Annotated in this window: 11 protein-coding genes; 9 read left to right on the top strand and 2 right to left on the bottom strand. The window is 73.3% G+C overall.

The annotated features are described in order from the left end of the window. Window positions 1-39 precede the first annotated feature (39 nt). Entirely contained in the window at window positions 40-14,040 is a 14,001-nt protein-coding gene (locus ACIRQY_RS34110) for an SDR family NAD(P)-dependent oxidoreductase (protein WP_403932309.1), read from the bottom strand. A 271-nt stretch (window positions 14,041-14,311) separates the two neighbouring features. Between ACIRQY_RS34110 and ACIRQY_RS34115 the strand changes: the two genes are divergently transcribed. The 6 genes from ACIRQY_RS34115 (at window position 14,312) to ACIRQY_RS34140 (ending at window position 18,704) form a co-directional block, all read left to right on the top strand. After that, window positions 14,312-14,692: a nuclear transport factor 2 family protein gene (locus tag ACIRQY_RS34115; protein ID WP_351796002.1), complete on the top strand. Its 381-nt coding sequence runs from the start codon at window positions 14,312-14,314 to the stop codon at window positions 14,690-14,692. A gap of 63 nt (window positions 14,693-14,755) precedes the next feature. Continuing rightward, window positions 14,756-15,184 carry a nuclear transport factor 2 family protein gene (locus tag ACIRQY_RS34120; protein ID WP_351795999.1) on the top strand — a complete coding sequence of 143 codons (429 nt, stop codon included), beginning with the start codon at window positions 14,756-14,758 and terminating at the stop codon, window positions 15,182-15,184. A 237-nt stretch (window positions 15,185-15,421) separates the two neighbouring features. Then, on the top strand, window positions 15,422-16,009 hold the full coding sequence (locus ACIRQY_RS34125; RefSeq protein ID WP_403932311.1) for a TetR family transcriptional regulator: 588 nt from the start codon (window positions 15,422-15,424) through the stop codon (window positions 16,007-16,009). Window positions 16,010-16,065: 56 nt separating this feature from the next. Then, window positions 16,066-16,758 (top strand): thioesterase II family protein, encoded by a 693-nt coding sequence (locus ACIRQY_RS34130; RefSeq protein ID WP_403932324.1) that lies wholly within the window; start codon window positions 16,066-16,068, stop codon window positions 16,756-16,758. A 6-nt stretch (window positions 16,759-16,764) separates the two neighbouring features. Then, a complete protein-coding gene (locus tag ACIRQY_RS34135) occupies window positions 16,765-17,667 on the top strand; it encodes a metallophosphoesterase family protein (protein ID WP_403932313.1) in 903 nt (300 codons plus the stop codon). Further along, window positions 17,664-18,704 carry a 4'-phosphopantetheinyl transferase gene (locus ACIRQY_RS34140; RefSeq protein ID WP_403932317.1) on the top strand — a complete coding sequence of 347 codons (1,041 nt, stop codon included), beginning with the start codon at window positions 17,664-17,666 and terminating at the stop codon, window positions 18,702-18,704. The genes ACIRQY_RS34135 and ACIRQY_RS34140 overlap by 4 nt, the downstream gene beginning before the upstream one ends. A 59-nt stretch (window positions 18,705-18,763) precedes the next feature. Here the strand turns inward: ACIRQY_RS34140 and ACIRQY_RS34145 are convergent, their stop codons facing one another. Then, window positions 18,764-20,350 carry an aspartate aminotransferase family protein gene (locus ACIRQY_RS34145; RefSeq protein ID WP_403932319.1) on the bottom strand — a complete coding sequence of 529 codons (1,587 nt, stop codon included), beginning with the start codon at window positions 20,348-20,350 and terminating at the stop codon, window positions 18,764-18,766. 272 nt (window positions 20,351-20,622) lie between these two features. Between ACIRQY_RS34145 and ACIRQY_RS34150 the strand changes: the two genes are divergently transcribed. The 3 genes from ACIRQY_RS34150 to ACIRQY_RS34160 form a co-directional block, all read left to right on the top strand. Next, entirely contained in the window at window positions 20,623-21,087 is a 465-nt protein-coding gene (locus ACIRQY_RS34150; protein WP_351795982.1) for a flavin reductase family protein, read from the top strand. Beyond that, the gene (locus ACIRQY_RS34155; protein ID WP_403932322.1) at window positions 21,084-22,262 is read left to right on the top strand and encodes a sensor histidine kinase; all 1,179 of its coding nucleotides are present in this window, start codon (window positions 21,084-21,086) and stop codon (window positions 22,260-22,262) included. Before ACIRQY_RS34150 ends, ACIRQY_RS34155 begins: the two co-directional genes overlap by 4 nt. A 262-nt stretch (window positions 22,263-22,524) precedes the next feature. Further along, a partial coding sequence (locus tag ACIRQY_RS34160) for a biotin carboxylase N-terminal domain-containing protein (protein WP_351796016.1) occupies window positions 22,525-22,625 on the top strand: 101 nt, incomplete at its 3' end.

Consider the following 22,625-nt stretch of genomic DNA (forward strand, 5'->3'; position numbering starts at 1 on the left):
TGACCGTGGATGCGCCGTGGGTGGCGCGTGCCCCGGTGGTCATTCGAGTTCGTCGAGGAGGGCGAAGAGTTCCTCGTCGCTCGCCGTTTCGAGGTCCTGCTCGTTCTGGGGTTCCTGCGGGCGGCTGAGGCTGTCGGCGGTCTCGGCCGCCTTGAGGAGTTCCTTGAGCCGGGCGGTGATCAGGTCGCGGGTCTCCTGGTCGGGTGCGGCGGCGATCGCCGTCTCCAGGCCGGTGAGGGGGGTGAGGACCGGTTCGGCGGGCGAGGGCTCCTCGACGGCGAGTTCGCCGAGGAGGTGGGCGGCCAGGGCCTGCGGCGAGGGGTGGTCGAAGACGAGGGTCGTCGGCAGGCGCAGTCCGGTCGCCCGGCCGAGCTGGTTGCGGAGTTCGACGGCGGTGAGGGAGTCGAAGCCCAGTTCCTGGAAGGCGCGGTCGGCTTCGATGCGGCCGGGGTCTCCGTGTCCGAGGACTCCGGCGACCTGGGCGCGTACGAGGTCGGTGAGGGCGCGTTCGCGGTCGACGGGGCCGAGGGCGGCGAGCCGCTGGGCGAGGGGTGCCTCGTCGGTGGCCGCGCCGCTCGCGGTGGTGGTGCGGCGTCTGGCCGGTGTGGCCAGGGCCCGCAGGACGGGCGGGAGTTCGTCGCCGCCACCGCGCAGGACCGTCGTGTCGAGGCGGGTGACGGCGAGGACGGCCTCGCCGGTGGCGGGGGCCGCGTCGAAGAGGTCCATGGCCTCCTGGGAGTCGAGGGGCCGCAGGCCGACGCGGGCCAGGCGGCGCAGGTCGGTCTCGTCGAGGCTGCCGGAGAGGGTGCTGGCCTGGGCCCACAGGCCCCAGGCGAGGGAGAGTGCGGGCAGGCCGTGGGCGCGGCGGTGGGCCGCGAGGGCGTCGAGGAAGGTGTTGCCCGCGGCGTAGTTGGCCTGGCCGGCGGTGCCGATGAGGCCCGCGACGGAGGAGTAGAGGACGAAGGCGGTGAGGCCGAGGTCGCGGGTGAGTTCGTGCAGGTGCCAGGCGGCGTCGATCTTGGGGCGCAGGACCGTGTCGAGCTGGGTGGGGGTGAGCTGGGCGGCGACGCCGTCGTCGAGGACTCCGGCGGTGTGGACGACGGCGGTGAGGGGGTGTTCGTGGGGGATCGCGGCGAGGACGGCGGCGAGGGAGTCGCGGTCGGTGACGTCGCAGGCGACGGTGTCGGCGTGGGCGCCGAGTGCTTCGAGTTCGGTGCGCAGTTCGGCGGCGCCGGGTGCGTCGGGGCCGCGGCGGCTGAGGAGGAGGAGGCGGCGGGCGCCGTGGGTGGTGACGAGGTGGCGGGCGAGGACCGTGCCGAGGGCGCCGGTGGCGCCGGTGACCAGGACGGTGCCCCGGTCCCAGTGGGGGGTGGCCCGGTCTTCTTCGGTGGCCGGGGTGGTGCGGGTGAGCCGGGGGACGGTGAGGGTGCCGCCCCGGACGGCGGTCTGGGGCTCGCCGCTGGCGATGGCGAGGTCGAGGAGCCGGTCCTCGGCGGTGTTCGCGGCCGTGGGGTCGGTGGTGGTGTTGTTGTCGGCTGTGGCGGGGTCCGCGGCGGTGGCGGGGTCGAGGTCGACGAGGACGATCCGGCCCGGGTTCTCGGTCTGCGCGGACCTGAGGAGGCCCCAGACTCCGGCGTGGGTCAGGTCGGTGACGTCCTCGGGGCCCGCCGCGACGGCGCCCCGGGTGGTGACGACGAGCCGGGTCTCGGCGAGCCGGTCGTCGGCGAGCCAGCCCTGCACGGTGTCGAGGACCTGGCGGACGGCGGTGCGGGCCCGGTCCGGCAGGGTGGCGTCGCCGGGCGTCGGGCCGTCCGCGCGCAGGAGCAGGACGGCGGGTGCCGCGGCGCCCGCGTCGAGTGCGGCGCCCAGGGTCCGTAGTCCGCCGGGTCCCGCGCCGTCGGCGAGCAGTGTCCGTTCGGTGCGGGCCGGGGCCGTGCCGGTGGCGGGCAGCGCCGTCCAGCCGAGGCCGAACAGTCCGTCGCGGGCGGTGGTCCCGGCGCTGCGGAGGGCCTCCTGGGAGAGGGGGCGCAGCAGGAGCGAGGTGGCGGTGGCGACGGCGGCGCCCGCGCCGTCGGCGACGGTGAGTGCGACCCGCAGGGAGTCGTCGCCGGACCGGTCGAGGGAGAGCCGGGTGCGCAGGACGGTCGCTCCGGTGGCGTACAGGCTCACTCCGGACCAGGAGAACGGCAGCCAGGAGGTGCCTTCGGGCTCCGTGACGCCGGGGAGCAGGGGGTGCAGGGCGGCGTCGAGGAGGGCGGGGTGGAGGGCGAACCGGGGTGCTTGGGTGCGGTGTTCCTCTGCGAGGACGGTTTCGGCGAAGAGTTCGTCGTCGGCCTTCCACAGGCGGGTGAGGCCCTGGAAGGCGTTCTCGTAGCCGTATCCGGCGGCGGCGAGGCGGTCGTAGACGCCGTCGAGGTCGATCTCGGTGGCGCCGGTGGGGGGCCAGGCGAGCAGTCCTTGGGGGGTGGTGGTGGCGTGGGTGAGGCGTCCTTCGGCGTGCAGGGTCCAGGGCTGGTCGGGGTCGGTGTCCTGGTCGGGGCGGGCGTAGACGGCGAGGGTGCGGCCGCCGGTGGTGTCGGGTTCGCCGACGAGGAGCTGGAGCTGGACGGCGCCGCGCTCGGGCAGGATCAGGGGTGCGGCGAGGGTGAGTTCGTCGACGGTGTCGCAGTCGGTCTGTTCGGCGGCGCGGAAGGCGAGGTCGAGCAGCGCGGTGGCGGGCAGGAGGACGGTTCCGGCGACGGCGTGGCCCTCCAGCCAGGGGTGGGTGCGGCGGGAGACGCGGCCGGTGAGGAGGTAGGCGTCCCGGTCGGCGACCCGTACGGCCGCGCTGAGCAGGGGGTGGCCGACGGTGGCGAGGCCGAAGCCTTCGGCGTCGCCGGGGGTGGTGGCGCCTTCCAGCCAGTAGCGGTCGTGGGTGAAGGAGTAGGTGGGCAGGTCGGTGCGGTGGGCGCCGGGGAAGTAGGACGGCCAGTGGGGGCGGGCGCCGCGCAGGACGGCGCCGGTGAGGGCGGCGGCGACGGTGCCGGTTTCGGGCCTGCCCGCGCGCAGGAGGGGGGCGAGGTAGCCGGCTTCGCGGGTGAGGCAGTCCTGGGCCATGGCGGTGAGGACGCCGTCGGGGCCCATTTCGAGGTAGTCGGTGACGCCGAGTTCTTCGAGGTGGCGGATGCCGTCGTGGAAGCGGACCGCTTCGCGGATGTGGTTGGCCCAGTAGTCGGGTGAGGTGAGCTGTTCGGTGGTGGCGAGGACTCCGGTGACGTTGGAGACGACGGGGATGCGGGGCTCGTGGTAGGTGAGGCATTCGGCGACGGAGCGGAACTCGTCGAGGACTTCGTCCATGTGGGGTGAGTGGAAGGCGTGGCTGACGGGGAGGCGTTTGGTCTTGCGGCCCCGGGTGCGCCAGAGGGTGCTGAGTTCTTCGACGAGGTTCTGGTCGCCAGAGATGACGGTGGCCCGGGGGCCGTTGATCCCGGCGATGGCGACGCCTTCGTGGTCGGCGAGGGTGGCGCGTACTTCTTCCTCGGAGGCCTGGAGGGCGGCCATCGCGCCGCCTTCGCGGGCCGCTTGCATGAGGCGGCCGCGTTCGGCGACCAGGGCGCAGGCGTCGCTGAGTTCGAGGACTCCGGCGAGGTGGGCGGCGGTGACCTCGCCGATGGAGTGGCCGAGGAGGTAGTCGGGGGTGATGCCGTGGTGTTCGGCCAGCCGGAAGAGGGCGACCTCGGTGGCGAAGAGGGCGGCCTGGGTGAAGGCGGTCTGGTCGATCAGGGCGGAGTCGGCCGAGCCTTCGGGGGCGAAGATGACGTCCTTGACGGGGCGGAAGAGTTCGGTGTCGAGGTGTCGGCACACCTCGTCGAGGGCGCGGCGGTAGACGGGGGACGTCTCGTAGAGTTCGCGTCCCATGCCGAGGCGCTGGCTGCCCTGTCCGGTGAAGAGGAACACGGTCTTGCCCCGGCGGCCGGGGGTGGCCCGGACGACGGCCGGGGACGGTTCGCCGGTGGCGAGGGCGGCGAGGGCGTCCAGGAGTGCGGTGCGGTCGGTGCCCAGGACGGCGGCGCGGTGTTCGAGGGTGGCGCGGGTGGTGGCCAGGGTGAGGCCGACGTCGGCGGCGGTGGTCGCGGGGTGGTCGGTGAGGTGGCGGTGGAGGCGGTCGGCCTGGCGGCGCAGGGCGTCGTCGTCCTTGGCGGTGAGGATCCAGGGCAGGACGACGGCGTCGGGTGTCCGGCCGGGCGGGGTGTCCGTCTGGTCGCCGGTCCGGGTGGGGGGTGTGGCCGGGGTGGTGGGGTCGGCGGGCAGTTCCAGGACGACGTGGGCGTTGGTGCCGCTGATGCCGAAGGAGGAGACGGCGGCGCGGGCGGGGCGGCCGGTGACGGGCCAGGGGGTCGCCTCGGTGAGGAGTTCGACGGCGCCGGTGTCCCAGTCGATGTGGGGGGAGGGGTTGTCGGCGTGCAGGGTCTTGGGCAGGACGCCGTGGCGCATGGCCTGGATCATCTTGATGACGCCGCCGACTCCGGCGGCGGCCTGGGCGTGGCCGATGTTCGACTTCAGGGAGCCGAGGTAGAGGGGGCGGCCTTCGGGCCGGTCCTGTCCGTAGGTGGCGAGCAGGGCCTGGGCTTCGATGGGGTCGCCGAGGCTGGTGCCGGTGCCGTGTGCCTCGACGGCGTCGACGTCGGCGGGGTTGAGTCCGGCGACGGCGAGGGCCTGGCGGATGACGCGTTCCTGTGCGGGGCCGTTGGGGGCGGTCAGGCCGTTGGAGGCGCCGTCCTGGTTGACGGCGGAGCCGCGCATGACGGCGAGGACCCGGTGGCCGTTGCGGCGGGCGTCGGAGAGTTTCTCGACGAGGAGCAGGCCGACGCCTTCGGCCCAGCCGGTGCCGGAGGCGTCGGCGGAGAAGGAGCGGCAGCGGCCGTCCTCGGAGAGGCCGCGCTGCCGGGAGAACTCGACGAAGGTGCTGGGGCCCGACATCACGGTGACGCCGCCCGCGAGGGCGAGGTCGCATTCGCCCTGGCGCAGGGCGCTCGCGGCGAGGTGGAGGGCGACCAGGGAGGAGGAGCAGGCGGTGTCGACGGTGACGGCCGGGCCTTCGAGGCCGTAGGTGTAGGCCAGGCGGCCCGAGACGACGCTGGAGAGGTTTCCGGCGAGCAGGAAGCCCTCGAACTCCTCGGGGCTCTTGGCGAGCCGTGAGGCGTAGTCGTCGTACATGGCGCCGGTGAAGACGCCGGTGCTGGTGCCGCGCAGGACGGCGGGGTCGATGCCCGCGTTCTCGAAGGTCTCCCAGGCGGTCTCCAGGAGGAGGCGCTGCTGTGGGTCGGTGGCGGTGGCCTCGCGCGGTGACATTCCGAAGAACGCCGGGTCGAAGCGGTCGGCGTCGTGGAGGAAGCCGCCGTGGCGGGTGTAGGAGGTGCCGGTCTTCTCCGGGTCGGGGTGGTAGAGGGAGTCCAGGTCCCAGCCCCGGTTTCCGGGGAACTCGCTGATGGCGTCGGTGCCTTCGGCGACGAGGCGCCACAGGTCCTCGGGGGAGGAGACTCCGCCGGGAAAGCGGCAGGCCATGCCGACGATGGCGATCGGCTCGTCGGCGGGTGTGGCGGAGCGGCGGGCCGGCGGGGTGGCCGCGGCGGGCTTGCTGCCCGCGGCCTGCTGGTGGAGGTGGGCGGCGAGGGCGGCGGGTGAGGGGTGGTCGAAGACGGCGGTGGCGGGCAGCCGCAGTCCGGTGGCGGTGTTGAGGCGGTTGCGCAGGTCGACGGCGGCGAGCGAGTCGAAGCCGATGTCCTTGAAGGCGCGTTCGGGGTCGATGCCTTCGGGGCTCGCGTGGCCGAGGACGGCGGCGACGATGCCGCGGACGAGTTCGGCGGCGGCGGCCCTGCTCTCCTCCTCGGTGAGGCCGGTGAGGCCCCGGGCCCATGCGGTGGTGCCGTCCGCCGCGGTGGTGGTGGCGCTCTGGGCGGCGCGGGTGGTGGTACGGGGCCTGATGAGGCCGCGGAGCAGGGCGGGCGGGTTCCCGGCCGAGGCGGTGCGCAGCCGGGGCAGGTCGAACAGGGCCGGTACGAGGAGGGCGTCGCCGCTGGTGAGGGCGGTGTCGAACAGGGCGAGGCCGGTGGCGGGGTCGAGGGGGGTGACGCCGGCGCGGGTCCAGCGGGCCAGGTCGGCTTCGCCGAGCTGGGCGCCCATGCCGTGGCTGGAGTCCCACAGGCCCCAGGCCAGGGAGGTGGCGGCGAGGCCCTGGGCCCGGCGGTGGGCGGCGAGCGCGTCGAGGTAGGTGTTGGCGGCGGCGTAGTTGGACTGGCCGGCGGTGCCGGTGATGCCGGAGACGGAGGAGAACAGGACGAAGGCGGCGAGGCCGAGGTGCCTGGTCTGCTCGTGGAGGTGCCAGGCGGCGTCGACCTTGGGCCGCAGGACCTTGGTGAGCTGGTCGGGGGTGAGCGAGGTGACGGTGGCGTCGTCGAGGACGCCGGCGGTGTGGATGATCGCGGTGAGCGGGTGGGCGGGGTCGACGGCCGCGAGGAGGGCGGTGACGTCGTCGGGGTCGGCGGCGTCGGCGGCGAGGGTGGTGACGTGGGCGCCGAGTGCGGTGAGTTCGGCGGTGAGCAGGTCGGCACCGGGGGTGTCGGGTCCGCGGCGGCTGGTGAGCAGCAGGTGGCGGATGTGGTGGGTGGTGACGAGGTGGCGGGCGAGGAGGGCGCCGAGGCCGCCGGTGCCGCCGGTGAGCAGGACGGTGCCCTCGGGGTCGGGGCGGGGGGTGTCGGCGGGGGCGGGGGTGCGGTCGCGGCTGAGGCGGGGGGCGTAGGGCCGGTTGCCGCGCAGGGCGAGCTGGGGTTCGCCGGTGGCGAGGGCGGCGGGCAGGTGTTCTTCCGCCTGGGGGGTGCCGTCGGTGTCGAGGAGGACGATCCGGTCGGGGTGTTCGCTCTGGACGGCGCGGAGCAGGCCCCACAGGGGGGCGGCGGACAGTCCGTCGACGGGGTCGCCGGGGGTGGTGGCGACGGCGCGGGTGGTGAGGAAGGCCAGGCGGGTGGAGTCGAAGCGTTCGTCGGTGAGCCAGCGCTGGGTGAGGGCGAGGGCGCGGGCGGTGGTCTGGTGGGCGGTGGCGGGGGTGGGGGTGGTGTCGGGGGTGACGCGGACGAGGACGATGTCGGCTTCGAGGTCGTGGAGGTCGGGGAGGGTGGTGGTGGTGTCGGGGAGTTCGGTGATGCGGGGTGCGGGGCCGCCGGGCGGGGTGAGGGGGGTCCAGGCGACGGTGAACAGGCCGTCGGTGGTGGTGGCGGGGGCGAGCCGGTCCTTGGCGACGGGCCGCAGCGTCAGCGAGTCGACGGTGGCGACGGGGTTGCCGGTGGTGTCGGCGAGGTGCAGGGCGACGGTGTCGGGGCCGGTGTGTTCGACGCGGACGCGCAGGGTGGTGGCGCCGACGGCGTGGGTGGTGATCCCGCTCCAGGCGAACGGCAGCCGGATGGTGTCCTCCTCGGCGCCTTCGGCGGCGTCGAGGACGACCGGGTGCAGGACGGCGTCCAGGAGCGCGGGGTGGATGCCGTATCCGGCGGCGGCCTCGTGCTGGTCGGCGGGGAGGGTGACCTCGGCGTAGGTGGTGGCGTCCGTGCCGCGCCACAGGGCGCGCAGGCCCTGGAAGACGGGGCCGTACTCGTAGCCGAGGTCGGTGAGGCGCTGGTAGGTGCCGTCCAGTGGCACCGGGTCGGCGTCCTGCGGCGGCCAGGTGCGCAGGGTGTCGAAGGCGGGGCCGTCGGGGGTGGGGGGAGGTCCGGTGAGGGCGCCGGAGACGTGGCGGGTCCAGGCGGTGGGTTCGTCGTCGGTGTCGGGGCGGGAGTGGACGGCGAAGGTGCGGACTCCGGTGGCGTCGGGTGCGGAGACCGTGGCCTGGACGCGGACGGCCTGCTGTTCGGGCAGGGCGAGGGGGGCTTCGAGGGTGAGTTCGACGAGGTGTTCGGCGTCCGCGGTCCGGCCTGCCGCGGAGGCGAGTTCGATGAACGCGGTGGCGGGGACCAGGACGGTGCCGTGGATGCGGTGGTCGGCGAGCCAGGGGTGGTCGTTCAGCGACAGCCTGCTGGTGAGGACCAGGCCCTCGGCTTCGGCGAGGTCGACGCTGGTGGCGAGCAGGGGGTGGCCCGCCGGGTCGAGTCCGAGGCCGCGGGCGTCGGTGCGGGCCTCGGGCCGGAGCCAGTAGTGGGCGCGGCGGAAGGCGTAGGTGGGCAGGTCGACTCTGGTGGCGCCGGGGAAGAACGACGGCAGGTCCAGGGGGGCGCCGAGGGTGTGGGCGCGGGCGAGTGCGGTGGTGAGGGTGGCGTGCTGGGGGCGGCCGGAGCGCTGGAGGGCGACGGCCTGGGAGGTGTCGGAGCGGAAGGAGCCGGCGGCCATGGCGGTCAGGACGGCGTCGGGGCCGACCTCGACGAAGACGGTGACGCCTTCGTCCTCCAGGGTGCGGGTGGCGTCGTGGAACCGTACGGCTTCGCGGATCTGCCGTACCCAGTAGTCGGGGGTGAGGAGGTCGTCGCCGGTGGCGGGCAGGCCGGTGAGGGTGGAGACGACCTGGAGGAGGGGGGTGTGGTAGGTCAGGCCTTCGGCGACGGTGCGGAACGCGTCGAGGACGGTGTCCATGTGCGGTGAGTGGAAGGCGTGGCTGACCGTCAGGCGGCGGGTCTTGCGGCCGCGTTCGCGCCAGTGGGCGGCGAGCGCGTCGGCGGCGTCGGCGTCACCGGAGACGACGACGGCGTCCGGGCCGTTGACGGCGGCGACGGTGAGCCGGCCGGCGTAGGGGGTGAGGGTGTCGGTGACCTCGTCCTCGGTGGCCTGGACGGCGAGCATCGCGCCGCCGGGGGCGGCCGCCTGCATCAGGCGGCCGCGGGCGGCGACCAGGGCGGCGGCGTCGGCCAGCGAGAAGACGCCCGCGACGTGGGCGGCGGCGAGTTCGCCGATGGAGTGCCCGGCGACGGCGTCGGGGGTGAGGCCGTGTGCCCGCAGGGTGTGGTGGAGGGCGACTTCGAGGGCGAACAGGGCGGGCTGGGTGGCGCGTGTCTCGTGCAGGAGCGCGGCGGGGCCGGGTGACGGGGCGGGCGGCTCGCCGGCCGGTGTGCGGGGCCCGCCGTGGTGGTGGTCGCCGTCCGGGTCCTGGAACATCACCTCGCGCAGGGGGCGGCCGAGGTCGAGGTGGGGGTCGAGGGCGGCGCACACCTCGTCGAGGGCGGCGGCGAACACGGGCTCGGTGTCGTACAGTTCGCGGCCCATGCCCGGGTACTGGGCGCCCTGGCCGGTGAACAGGAACGCGGTGCGGCCCGCGCGGGCGGCGGAGCCGGTGACGACCTGGGGGGCGTCGGTGTCGCGGCGCAGCACGTCGAGGCCCGCGAGGAGTTCGGCTGCTGCGGTGCCGGTGACGACGGCCCGTTCGGGCCAGGTGGCGCGGGTGGTGGCGAGGGAGAACCCGATGTCGGCGATGTCCTGGGCGCTGAGGTCGGGGCTGTCTTCCAGGCGGGTGCGGAGCGCTTCGGCCTGGGCGGCCAGGGCGGTGCGGTCGGGGGCGGAGAGGGCCCACAGGGCGGGGGCGGTCTCCTGGCCGGTGCCCGTCTCAGGGGCGGCGGGGGTGGGGGTGGTGGAGGCGGCGGGGTGCGGCGTGCCGGTTCCGGGGCGGGGGGCGGGTTCGTCCTGTGCCTGTTCGACGATGACGTGGGCGTTGGTGCCGCTGATGCCGAAGGAGGAGACGCCCGCCCTGCGGGCGCGGTCGGTGTCCGGCCAGTCGCGGGCCTCGGTGAGCAGTTCCAGGCCGCCGGCCGCCCAGTCGACGTGCGCCGTGGGCTCGGTGACGTGCAGGGTCCTGGGGAGCACGCCGTGGCGGATCGCCTGGACCATCTTGATGACGCCGCCGACTCCGGCGGCGGCCTGGGCGTGCCCGATGTTCGACTTGAGCGAGCCGAGGTACACCGGGCCGCGGTCGGTGCGGTCGCTGCCGTAGGTGGCGAGGATCGCGGCGGCTTCGATGGGGTCGCCGAGTCGGGTGCCGGTGCCGTGTGCCTCGACGGCGTCGACGTCGTTGGTGCTCAGGCCCGCGTCGGCGAGGGCCTGGCGGATGACGCGTTCCTGGGAGGGGCCGTTGGGGGCGGTCAGGCCGTTGGAGGCGCCGTCCTGGTTGACGGCGGAGCCCCGGATGACGGCCAGGACCCGGTGGCCGTTGCGGCGGGCGTCGGAGAGCCTCTCCACGAGGAGGAGACCCACGCCCTCGGCCCAGGAGGTGCCGTCGGCGTCGGCGGAGAAGGACTTGCTGCGGCCGTTCGCGGCGAGGCCGCGCTGCCGGGAGAACTCCACGAACATGCCGGGGGCGGACATGACCGTCGCGCCGCCCGCGATGGCGAGGGTCGTCTCTCCCTGGCGCAGGGAGCGTACGGCCATGTGGAGGGCGACGAGGGAGGAGGAGCAGGCGGTGTCGACGGTGAGGGCGGGGCCGACGAGTCCGAGCTGGTAGGCGATGCGGCCCGACATGACGCTGCTGGTGGAGCCGGTCAGCAGGTGGCCCTCGACGCTCTTGGGGGCCTCGTGCAGGCGGGGGCCGTAGTCGAGTGCGGTGGCGCCGACGAAGACGCCGGTGCGGCTGCCCTTGAGGGTGTCGGGGGCGATGCCCGCGCGTTCGACGACCTCCCAGGCGGTCTCCAGGAGGAGGCGCTGCTGCGGGTCCATGGCGAGGGCCTCGCGGGGCGAGATCCCGAAGAACCCGGCGTCGAAGAGGGCGGCGTCGTGGAGGAATCCGCCCTCGCGCACGGAGCTCTTCCCGGAGCGTTCGGGGTCCTGGTCGTACAGGTCGCTCTCCCAGCCCCGGTCGGCGGGGAAGCCGGAGATGGCGTCGGTGCCTTCGGCGACCAGCCGCCACAGGTCCTCGGGCGAGGCCACACCGCCGGGGTAGCGGCAGGCCATGGCGACGATGGCGATCGGTTCGTCGTCCTGGAGGGGCGCGGTGGGGTGCTGCTCGTCGGTGGTGGCCGCGCCGGTCAGCTCGGCCTGGAGGTACGCGGCGAGCGCGGTGGGGGTGGGGTGGTCGAACAGGAGGCCGCCGGACAGGCGCAGGCCGGTGGCGGTCGCGAGCAGGTCGCGGAGTTCGACGGACATCAGCGAGTCGAAGCCGAGGTCCTTGAAGGACTGCCGGGCGTCGGCGCGGCGGCCCTTGTCGTATCCGAGGACGGCGGCGATGTGGGTGGCCGTCAGGTCGGTGACGGAGCGGGAGCGTTCGGCCGGGGACATGGCGGCGAGCCGGTGGCCGAGGGCGCCCCGGGGTGCGGGGGTCTGGGCGGGTGTGCTCGTGGCGGGGGCCGCGGGGGCGGGGGTCCTGCCTGCGGAGCCGGGTTCGAGCCAGTGACGGCGGCGCTGGAAGGCGTAGGTGGGCAGGGGGACCTGGCGGGCGCCGGTACCGGCGTAGAGGGTGCGCCAGTCGACCGGGACACCCCGGGTGTAGAGGGTGCCCACCGCCGACAGCAGCGTCAGGGCCTCGTCACGGCCCCGGCGGAGCGCCGGAACAGCGCCCTCGGCCAGCGCGGAGAGCACACCGTCGGGGCCGAGTTCCAGGTAGGAGGTCACGCCCTCGGCGGCCATCGTCTGCACGGCGTCGGCGAAGCGGACGGTGCCACGGACCTGACCGGCCCAGTAGTCGGCTGTGCGCAGGTCCGTGCCGGTGGCGAGCCTGCCGGTCACGGTCGAGACCACCGCGATACGGGGGGCTTCGTAGGTGACGCTCGCCGCGACGGCCTTGAACTCGGCCAGCATCGGATCCATCAGCGGCGAGTGGAAGGCGTGGCTGACTGACAGACGGCGGGTCCGGCCGCCCGACTCCCCCACCTTGCGGGCGACTTCGAGTGTCGCGGTCTCCTCGCCGGAGACCACGACGGACCGGGGGCCGTTGACGGCGGCGATCGCGACCTGGCCCTCCAGGAGGGCGGTCACCTCGGCCTCGGTCGCTTCGACGGCGACCATCGCACCGCCCTGGGGCAGGGCCTGCATCAATCCGGCGCGGGCCACCACCAGACGGACCGCGTCCTCCAGGGAGAACACCCCCGCCACATGCGCCGCCGCGATCTCACCGATGGAGTGACCCGCGACGAAGTCGGGGCGCACGCCCCAGGACTCCACCAGACGGAACAGCGCGACCTCGACCGCGAACAGCGCGGGCTGGGTCCACCCCGTCTCGTCCAGGCCCTCACCCGAGGCGATCACCTCACGCAGAGAACCGCCCAGGGCGGGGTCGAAGAGAGCGGTGATCTCGTCGAAGGCAGCCGCGAACACGGGGAAGGTGTCATGGAGTTGCTGCGCCATTCCGGCCCGCTGCGCGCCCTGGCCCGTGAACAGGAAGCCGGTGCGGCCGTCCTGGACGGCTCCGGTGACGACGCCGGTGCCGGGGACGTCCTCGATGAGGGAGTCGAGGCCCGCGAGGAACGTTTCCGCACTGTCCGCGAGGACGACGGCGCGGGTGTCGAACGTGGTGCGGGTGGTCAGCAGGGACCAGCCGAGGTCGGCGGTGCCCGCCTCGCTCCCGGCGGCGAAGGCACGCAGCTTCTCCGCCTGGGCGCGCAGCGCGTCGGCGTCGCGGCCCGAGAGCACCCAGGGCAGGACGGCGGGGGCGGCGGGGGCGGCGGCCGGGGTGTCCCCGTCGGCGGGGGCGGCGGCGGCGCCGTCGGGGGTCTGCCCGGAGGCCCCGGGGGTCTTCTGCGGGCCCGCCGCGGGGGTGCGTTCGCAGTCCGTGGGGGTGGGTTCGGCGGCCGGGGCCTCGGTGAGGACGACGTGGCAGTTCGTGCCGCCCATGCCGAAGGAGGACACGCCCGCGACCAGGGTGCGGTCGGGGTGCGGCCAGGCGGTGAGGTCGCGCGGTACGCGCAGGCCGAGGCCGTCGAGGTCGATGGCCGGGTTCGGGGTCCGGAAGTTGAGGCTCGCGGGGATCTCGCGGTGCGTCAGGCTCAGCAGGGCCTTGAGCAGGCCGACCATGCCGGCGGCGCCCTCCAGGTGCCCGACGTTGGTCTTGGCCGAGCCGACGACCAGGGGGTCGCCCGGGGCGCGGTGGGCGCTGAAGACGTCGCCGAGGGCGGCGGCTTCGATGGGGTCGCCGACGGGGGTGCCGGTGCCGTGCAGCTCGACGTACTGAACATCGGAGGGACTGATTCCGGCCTTTTCGTAGGCCTCGCGGAGCACCTGGCGCTGTGCGTCGCGGCTGGGCACGGTCAGTCCGGGGGTGGCGCCGTCGTTGTTGACCGCGCTGCCGCGGATGACGCCGTAGATCCGGTCGCCGTCCGCCTGTGCCCGCGCCAGGGGTTTGAGGACGACGGCTCCGCCGCCCTCGCCGCGTACGAAGCCGTTGGCGCGGGCGTCGAAGGTGTAGGCGGTGCCGTCGGGCGACAGGCCGCCGAAGCGCTCCTCGGTCACGGCGCTCTCGGCGAGGATGTTCAGGTTGATGCCGGCGGCGATCGCGGTGGCCGACTCCCCCGAGCGCAGCGATTCACAGGCGAGGTGTACGGCGACGAGGGAGGAGGACTGGGCGGCGTCGACGGTGAGGCTCGGTCCGCGCAGACCCAGGTAGTAGGAGACGCGGTTGGCGATGACGCCCCGGTTGAGGCCGGTCATGGAGTGCTGGGTGATGGCCTGTTCGCCGTACTGGCCGGCGAGGCTCGTGTAGTCGTCACGCAGAGTGCCGACGAAGACGGCGGTGCGGGAGTCGCGCAGCCGGGCGGGTACGGTCCCGGAGTCCTCCAGGGCCTCCCAGGCCAGTTCGAGGACGAGGCGCTGCTGGGGGTCCATGGCGGCGGCCTCGCGGGGCGAGATCGCGAAGAACCCGGCGTCGAAGTCGCCGATGCTGTCGAGGAATCCGCCGCGGCGGATGCCCGCGCCGCCCTGTGGCTCCGTGGTGTCCCAGCGTCCGGGTGGTGCGTCGGTGATGGCGTCGGTGCCGCCGCGCAGCATCCGCCAGAAGTCGGCCGGACCGGGCGCCATGGGAAGCCGGCAGGACATGCCGATGACGGCGATGGCCCCCTCGTCGCCTCGCGGCGCACGGTTCTCCACAGAAATGCGATTAGTCGTCATGGCGCTCGACTGCCCTTTCCTGACTGATATCGGAGCGGCCTGAGTATCCCGGATATGGAACCCCGCATTGTCGACCTTAAGATCGGCGGCCCTGTTTTTTCTCAACCCCTGGTCATGCACGGGTAACCGCCGTGTTCGGGCGGGGGGTGGCCGGTCCGTTACTTGTCGGTGGGTGGCCGGTGAGGGCGGCCGGTTACGTTCTGGACAGATCTGCGTGAAACTCCTCGAATTCCCGGGTGTCATGCCGGAAGAAAGCAGGAACGGTCTCACCATGAGTAATCTGACGAATGATGTCGCTCAGCACACCGCGCTGTACGAGGCGGCCTTCAACGCGGGCGACGCCGATGCCGTGAACGAGATGTACACCGACGAGGCCGTCGCGGTCTGGGAGCCGGGCAAGCCCCTGACGGGCCAGGCCCGCAAGGACGCCGTCAAGGAGTTCCTGGCCCGCTCGCCGAAGATGAGCGCCAAGCCGCGCCAGACGTTCGTGACCGGAGACACCGCGCTCCTGATCGTGGACTGGTCCATCGCCACCGTGGACGACTCGGGCAGCCCGGAGCTGCTGACGGGTGTCGGTGTCGACGTGCTGCGCAAGGGCGTGGACGGCAACTGGCGTTACGCCATCGACGAGCCGTACGGCGAGCAGAAGTAATCCGCGGCCTCCGTGCCGGGCACGGAGGCGTCCCCTTGACCCAAGAAAGTGGTGTCGCAGACCATGAGCAGCATTCCCGGTATCACGGTCGACTTCGATGTCGACAATCCCGACCTGACGGCGGACGCGGATACTCAGAACGAGATCTTCATCCAGCTGTTCAACTCCGGTGACGGAGCCCTGTTCGACCTCCTCTACCGTGAGGACGCGATATCGAACTTCTCCGGCTCCCCGCTCACCGGGAAGGAGCGTCTGGAGTTCTTCAAGGAGTTCCTCGCGCCGAAGCCGTTCCTCAAGGCGGAGATCACGCACGCGTACGTCGCCGGTGACGTGGCTCTGATCGGCGTGCGGTTCAGCGTCGACAGCACGGGTCCCGACGGTGAGCCGGTGCGTATCGAGGGCAACTGCACCGACGTGCTGCGCCTGGGCGAGGACGGCCGCTGGCTCATGTCCATCGACCGTCCGGTGGCCGGCACCCTGCTCCCGGAGTAGGTTCCCCCCCCTCTCCTGGCCTGCCCGATCCCTTCCCCCCGCCCGGGCAGGCCAGGCTCCGTCAGGACGGACCGTCCGAACGGCAGTCCTTTCAAGACGACTTCGACCAGGGCCGACAGGAAACCGCCGCTGCGGTTCATTACGCTGGACGTTTTTGAGGGGTCGCCAGCAGCGCCCCCAGGCATCCACGGAGTGCACATGGCAAAACAGGAACGCGCTGTCCGTACGCGAGCGACAGTGCTCCGGTCCGCGGCGGAGATCTTCGACACGGACGGTTTCGTGTCGGCCTCCCTCTCCTCCATCTCGCACCGGGCCGGGGTGAGCAGTGGTGCTCTTCACTTCCACTTCGCCAACAAGGGCGCGCTCGCGGAGGCCATCGAGAAGGCGGCCGAGCAGCGGCTGTGGCGGATCACGGGCCCGGCGCCGGACGGGTCGGGGGAGTTCGGGGCGCAGGGTGACGTCGACCTGATCCAGAACCTCGTGGAGACCTCCCATCAGCTCTTCGACGGGCTGAACAGCGACGTCATCCTGCGTGCCGGGTTCACTCTGGGCTGCGAGCCGTCGTGGTCGAGCCTGGTGGACCTGCACGGCCAGTGGCGGGACTGGATCGGCGACACCCTGCGGTACGCGGCGAAGACCGGCGCGCTGGCGGCCGGGACGGAGCCGGAGGACGTCGTCACGGTCGTCGCCGCGTCGACCGTCGGTTTCGAGGCCCTGGGCCGCAAGGACCCCACCTGGCTCTCGGAGCAGCGGCTCGCCCAGTTCTGGCAGTTCTTGCTCCCCCGACTGGTGCCACCGGGTACCGGCCCGCAGAAAGGGACGTAGTGGACAGCACGTGGTTCAGACGCTTCGGAGCGCCCCGTGAGGACGCGGTGCGGTTGGTGTGTTTCCCGCACGCGGGGGGCGCGGCCAGTGCGTTCCTCCCGCTGTCGCGGGCGCTGGGCGGGCACCTCGATGTGCTGGCCGTCCAGTACCCGGGCCGCCAGGACCGGCGGCGGGAGGAGCCGTACGGCAGTATCGCCGCGCACGCCGACGCGCTCGCGGAGGCCATGGTCCCGCTGACCGGGGGCACTTACGCCCTGTTCGGGCACAGCATGGGGGCGGTGCTGGCGTATGAGACGGCCCGGCGGCTCGTGGACGCCGGGCGGCCGGGTCCGTGCCGGGTGTTCCTGTCCGGGCGGGGGGCGCCCTCGCCGCTGCCCAGTGTGCACGACCGGCTCGGCGGTGACCGGGAGATCCTGACGGCGGTGCGCGGTCTGGGCGGGACGGGGCACCTGGTCCTGGACGATCCCGAGCTGCTCGCCATGGTGATGCCGGCGCTGCGGGCGGACTACGGCGCGCTCGGCGCGTACCACTGGAACGGCGGCTCCCCGCTGGCTGCGCCCGTGACCGTGCTGATCGGTGACGCGGACCCGGTGGTGGCGGTCGAGGAGGCGGCGGCCTGGCACGACCACACGACCGGCGACTTCGACCTGCGGATCCTGCCCGGCGGTCATTTCTATCTGGACGACCGTACCGACGAGGTCCGCGACATCATCACGACGAGCCTGCTCGTCGCGGGCTCCACGGCGTGATCGGGCGTGTCCGCGCCGCCTTCTGAAGGTTGGTCTTCCGGCGGCCGTGCCTCCTCGGGGAGTCTGCTGGCCGTCAGTGACCTCCATGTGCGCTACGAGGAGAACCGTGCGGTCGTCGAGGCGCTGCGGCCTTCCTCGGACGAGGACTGGCTGCTGGTCGCGGGGGACGTCGGGGAGTACATGGCCGATGTCGAATGGGCGCTGAGGACACTGGCCGCCCGGTTCCGCAGGGTCGTGTGGGTGCCGGGCAACCACGAGCTGTGGACCCCCCAGGACGATCCGGTCCAGGCGCGCGGGACGGCCCGCTACGAGGCGCTGGTCCGGCTCTGCCGGAGCCTGGGCGTGATCACTCCCGAGGACCCCTATCCGGTGTGGCACGGCACGGGCGGTCCCGCGGTGGTCGTGCCGCTGTTCCTCCTGTACGACTACAGCTTCCGGCGGCCCGGGGTGCGCAGCGCCGAGGAGGCGCTGCGGCGGGCGGAGGACGCGGGGGTCGTGGCGACCGACGAGATCCTGCTGCACCCCGACCCGTATCCGAGCGTCGGGGACTGGTGCCGGGCTCGTCTGCGGCGGACCGCCGAGCGTCTGGACGCGCTCCCCGGCGGTCTGCCGACCGTCCTGGTCAGCCACTTCCCGCTGGTGCGCGAGCCCACGGAGGTGCTGCGGTTCCCCGACTTCGCCCTGTGGTGCGGCACGCGGGAGACCGCCGACTGGCCCGTGCGGTACCGGGCCGCGGCGGTCGTCTACGGGCATCTGCACATTCCCCGGCTGATCCGGAGCCAGGGGGTGCCGCACTACGAGGTGTCCCTGGGGTATCCGCGTGAGTGGCGCAGGCGGGCGGATCCCGGCCACGCCCCGCGGCCGCTGCCCGGTTTCTCGGTGCCGGTCCCTTCTAGGGGGCGGCCGTGATCGCTTCGCTGCTGCCCGCGCCGGCCGTCACCGCCGAGCTGTTCCACGATCCGCCCGGGCCCCACGGCCTGTTCCCCGAGGAGGAACGCGTGGTGGCGGGAGCGGTCGGGGGGCGCCGCAGGGAGTTCGCCTCGGTGCGGGTCTGTGCCCGGCGGGCCCTGGGCGGTCTGGGGCTGGTGGCGGGGCCGCTGCTGCCCGGCGCGGGCGGGGCGCCCCGGTGGCCGCGGGGTGTGGTGGGCAGCATGACGCACTGTCAGGGTTATCGTGCGGCGGCGGTGGCCCTGGGCACGGATCTGCTGGCGATCGGCTGTGACGCCGAGCCGAACGCGCCGCTGCCGTCGCCGGGGACGCTCGCTCTGGTCTCGCTGCCCCAGGAACGGGTCTGGCTGCGTGAGTTCGCCGCGCGGTGGCCGGCCGTGGCGTGGGACCGGCTGCTGTTCAGTGCCAAGGAGAGCGTCTACAAGACCTGGTTCCCGCTGACCGGGCGGCCTCTCGACTTCGACGAGGCCGTGATCACACCCGATCCGCTGGCGGGCACCTTCCGCGCCGAGCTCCTGGTGCCCGGGCCGGTGGTGGACGGTGTGCGGATCAGCGCCTTCGACGGGCGGTGGCGTACCGGGGGCGGGCTGGTGGTGACCGCGATAGGCCTGCGGCCCGTACGGCCCGTGACGAGGGCCCGGGCGGCGCTGTCCGTCCGGCCCGCAGCGGTCCGGCCCGGCGCCCGCCCCGCTCCTGACCGCCGCCCCGCTCCTGACGGACGGCCGGCCCATGACGGACGGCCGACCCATGACCACGACGGCCGGCCGGCACACGACGGCCGGCCGGTCCCTGACGTCCGACCGGTCCGGGCCGGCGGGCGGCGGGGCCGTTCCATTCGACGACCGGAGGACATGATGCGCGACGACCCGTACGACACCGACCTCATCAGCCACGCCTTCCCCAAGGGGCTGGCGCACATCCTGCGCTACCCGCCGCTCCAGCTCGCCGGGGCGGACGACGAGTACGGTGAGCCGCACATCGTCCGGGGCATCGACTGACGTGCCGGTCCCCGGCCGCCCGGTACGTGACGTACCGGGCGGCCGGGGACCGTGCCGCGTCAGGCGTCCGTGGCCGTGCCGGTGAGACCGGCCCCGTCATGGGTGCGGAAGAGCTGGGCGGTGTCCCGCAGGGCCCGCTCCAGCTGGCCGATCTCGGCGTCGGTCAGGTGCAGCGAGGGCTCGAACCGGAGCGTGTTGACGGCGCTGGCGGTCGGGAAGGTACGGATGCGGTGCTCGCGCATCAGGTATCCGGCGACCGTGTAGCCGAGCAGCGGGGCGGCCTCCCGGATGGCCTCGGAGCCGGAGCCCGACTGGTCGTGGAACTCCAGGCCGAGCATCAGGCCCCGGCCCCGTACGTCCTTGACCACGTCGGGGAAGTCGGCGCGCACCGCCCGCAGCATCCCGAGCAGCTTCGCGCCGCGCTCGCGCACCGCCCGGTACGCGGCGCCGTCATCGGCCTCCAGGATCTCCAGGACCTTCTTGGAGATGAAGCAGGAGAAGGCGTCCTTCGCGAAGGTCGAGCTGTGCACCAGCTCGAACTCGGAACGGTAGCGGGACTGGCGGGTGAGCATGACGGACGTCTTCGCTATTCCGCCGCCCAGGCTCTTGGCGAGCGCGTAGTAGTCGCCGCGCAGGCCGAGCGCCGTACTGGCCAGGAAGTCACCGCTGCGGCCCATTCCGCTCTGCACCTCGTCCACGATGACGGGGCAGTCGACCTCGGCGCAGGCCCGCTGGATCTCCTGGGCGAATTCCTCGGACAGGACCCGGATACCGCCCTCGCCCTGGATGGGCTCCAGAACGAAGGCGCAGAACACCGGGGAGTTGCGCTCGGCCACCGTCACCGTGCCGTCCTCGACGACCAGGTCGAACACGGTCGCCCGCTCGCTCTCCAGGACGGCCTTGAGTGCCTGCGGGCTCTCCGAGGGGATGAACCGGGCGGCTGTCGCCAGCGCGGCGAAGGGGGTCCGGTAGCCCTCGTTGTGGGTGAGCTGGACGCTGCCGACCAGCTTGCCGTGGAAGCCGCCCTCCAGGGTCAGGAACACGGGCGGCCGGCCGGTCTGGGCGGCGTTGTGCCGCACGACGGCCTCGGCCAGCGCCTCGAACCCGGCCGCCCCGTCCCCGGCTTCGGCGCCGACCAGGCGGTACGCCTCCGCCGCGACCACGGCTCCGGCGTCAACCGCCGCGCGGGCGGCCGCCAGGTTCTCGCCGAGCCGCGTGCGCAGCTCGGCGAGCCGGATCCCCCGGTCGAGCTCGGCGTGCTTGACGGCCGCCTCCACCGCCTCCGCGCCGGTGTTGGCGAAGATGGCGGAGTAGTTCTCCTCCGTGCCCAGCTCGCGCTGGAGGATGCGGTTGAGCGCGACGGCGACGTCGTTCGCGTAGGGGTGGCGGGAGAACTGCGCGTGCACCGGCGTCTGGGACGCCAGGAGCTGCTGCGCGCACGCCGTGATCTCCGGATGGTTGTGCCCCAGGATGAGGGAACCGTACCCGCCCGCGAAATCGGCGACGGGAATCTCCTCGCCGCTCGCTCCGAGGTAATAGAGAGTATTTCCCTCGGCCCGTACGTAATCGATGTCGAGGCCGAGCGAGGCCAGCCAGCCGAGCAGATACGGTTCAGCGAGCTGCGGGTCAGCAGAGACGGAATTCATGTCACCCCTTATGGACAGTGCCTTGACCGAAACGCCCAGATCCTAGCCACGCAGTACTCATCGCCTCGTGAACGGCCGCTCACAGAGCGGTAATCGGGCACTCCCCCGCACACGGCTGAGCGGACAGTTACCGGACGGTTCCCGGCCCGCCGGATTCCCCTCGTACATTTGTCCCCCATGGATTACATGAAAGGCGCGGCATGAATTCCGTATCCACTGACGTCGCCGTTTCCCGGGGGCCCGCGGCTCATCCCGCCACCCTGCGCGAGGTCATGTCCCTGTTCGCGACCGGTGTGACCGTGCTGTCCGTCGGCGGTGACGCCATCCACGGCATGACGGCGAACGCCTTCACGTCGGTCTCCCTCGACCCCCCGTCCGTCCTGTGCTGTGTCGCGCACAGCGCGGTCATGTACAAGGCGATCACCTCCGCCGGGCACTTCGGCGTGTCGATCATGGAGGCGGGCCAGGAGGGTCTGGCCCGCTTCTTCGCCGACAAGAAGCGCCCCCTGGGGCCCAACCAGTTCACCGGCGTGGACTGGGCCCCCGGCCCGCGCACGGGCGCACCGCTCCTGAAGGGGGCGCTGGCCTGGCTGGAGTGCGAGCTGTCCGCCGCCCACGACATAGGCGACCACACCGTGTTCATCGGTGACGTGGTCGGTTCGAGCCGTGGCGACGGTGCGGACGGGCTGCTCTTCTTCGGCGGCGCGTTCCATCGCGCGGACGCTCCCGTCCGATGACCGCCCAGGCCGCGGCCGGCGGCTGGGAACCCGTCATCGGCCCCGGTTTCGCCGAGGCCCTCCAGCAAGGGCTCGTCCGGGTGGCGCAGCAGGCGTCCGCCGGACCCTCCGAGCCCCGGATCGCCCGGCAGTTCGCGCCGAGGAAACCGGTGCGCCCGGCCCAGGGGCCGGGACCCGAGTGCCTGGACGCGGTGCTGCGCCGCTTCGAGTCGGCCCTCCCCGCCACCCTGAACAAGGCGGTGCGCTGGGACAGTTCGGTGCGCCAGGCCCTGAACGACCGGGCCCGGGCCGTGCTGACCGCCGCTTTCGGCGCCGGGCCCGCCACCGGGGCCGGGGCCGGGGCCGCCGGGGAGCTTCCCGTCCCGCCGGTGAGTCTGGCGCCCCACCACAATGCCGCCGCCGCGGTCCTGCTCATGGAGTGCGCCATGCTGCAGATGATGGAGACGGGCCGTCTCGACGAGGGGTCTGTGCGGATCCTGGGCGAGGCGGCCCGGCGGGCGGGCGAGAGCGGCGGGCCCGCCGAACAGTCCGAGTGCTGCTGGCAGGAACAGCGCAGGATCTCCCGCGAGCTGCACGACGACGTCGCCGACGGCGTCACCGCGGCCCGGGAGGCCCTGGAGGAGTGCGAAGGGCCGCTGGACCCGGTCACCGCCGGCCGGATCACGGCGGCCAGGGACGCGCTGCGGAGCACCGACACGCGGCTGCGGGACCTGGTCGGCGGGGTGCGGGAGCGGTCGGTCGTCCCGCCGCTCGACGTGGCCCTGCGCGAGTTCCTGGCCGGGTCCGCCCCCGACGGCGTCCAGGTCACCGTGAAGGTGACGGGCGACGAGGGCCTGCTGCCCGACGTACGGCGCCGGGACCTGTACCTCACGGTCCGGGAGGCGCTGCGCAACAGCTTCGCGCACTCCAGGGCCCGCCGGGTGAAGGTCTCGGTGCGCTCCACACGCTGGTGGGCGTACGCGAGCGTCGAGGACGACGGGCGCGGTTTCGACGTCGACCGGGTCCTGCGGCCGGGCCACTGCCACCAGGGGTTCCGTTCCATGGCGGAGCGGATGGAGGATGCCGGTGGCCGGCTGACCGTCAGCAGTTCGCAGGGACACGGGACCCAGGTGGAGGCGCATCTGCCGCTCCAGGCCCACCGGCACGGGACACGGACGGGACTGTCCCTCCTGTGAACCGGGGAATGATGAGCCCGGGCACTGTGAACCCGGAGCTGTGAACCGGGGACTGTGAACCCGGAGCCGTGAACCCGGGGGCCGTGAACCCGGAGCTGTGAACCCGGAGCTGTGAACCCGGGGGCCGTGAACCCGGGGCCGTGAGCCGGGGACTGTGAGCCCGGGAGCCGGGAGCCGTGGGTCCGGGACTGTGAGCCCGGGGACACATCTCGTTGCACGAGTCCTGTTCGAATATGTGGTGAGACAGGTATGAGGAGCCGTCGTGCGTAAGGTGCTCATCGCCAACCGTGGCGAAATCGCTGTCCGTGTGGCGCGGGCGTGCCGTGACGCCGGTATCGGCAGCGTGGCCGTGTACGCCGAGCC

The organism is Streptomyces sp. NPDC101490 (assembly GCF_044767145.1).
GTDB lineage: Bacteria > Actinomycetota > Actinomycetes > Streptomycetales > Streptomycetaceae > Streptomyces.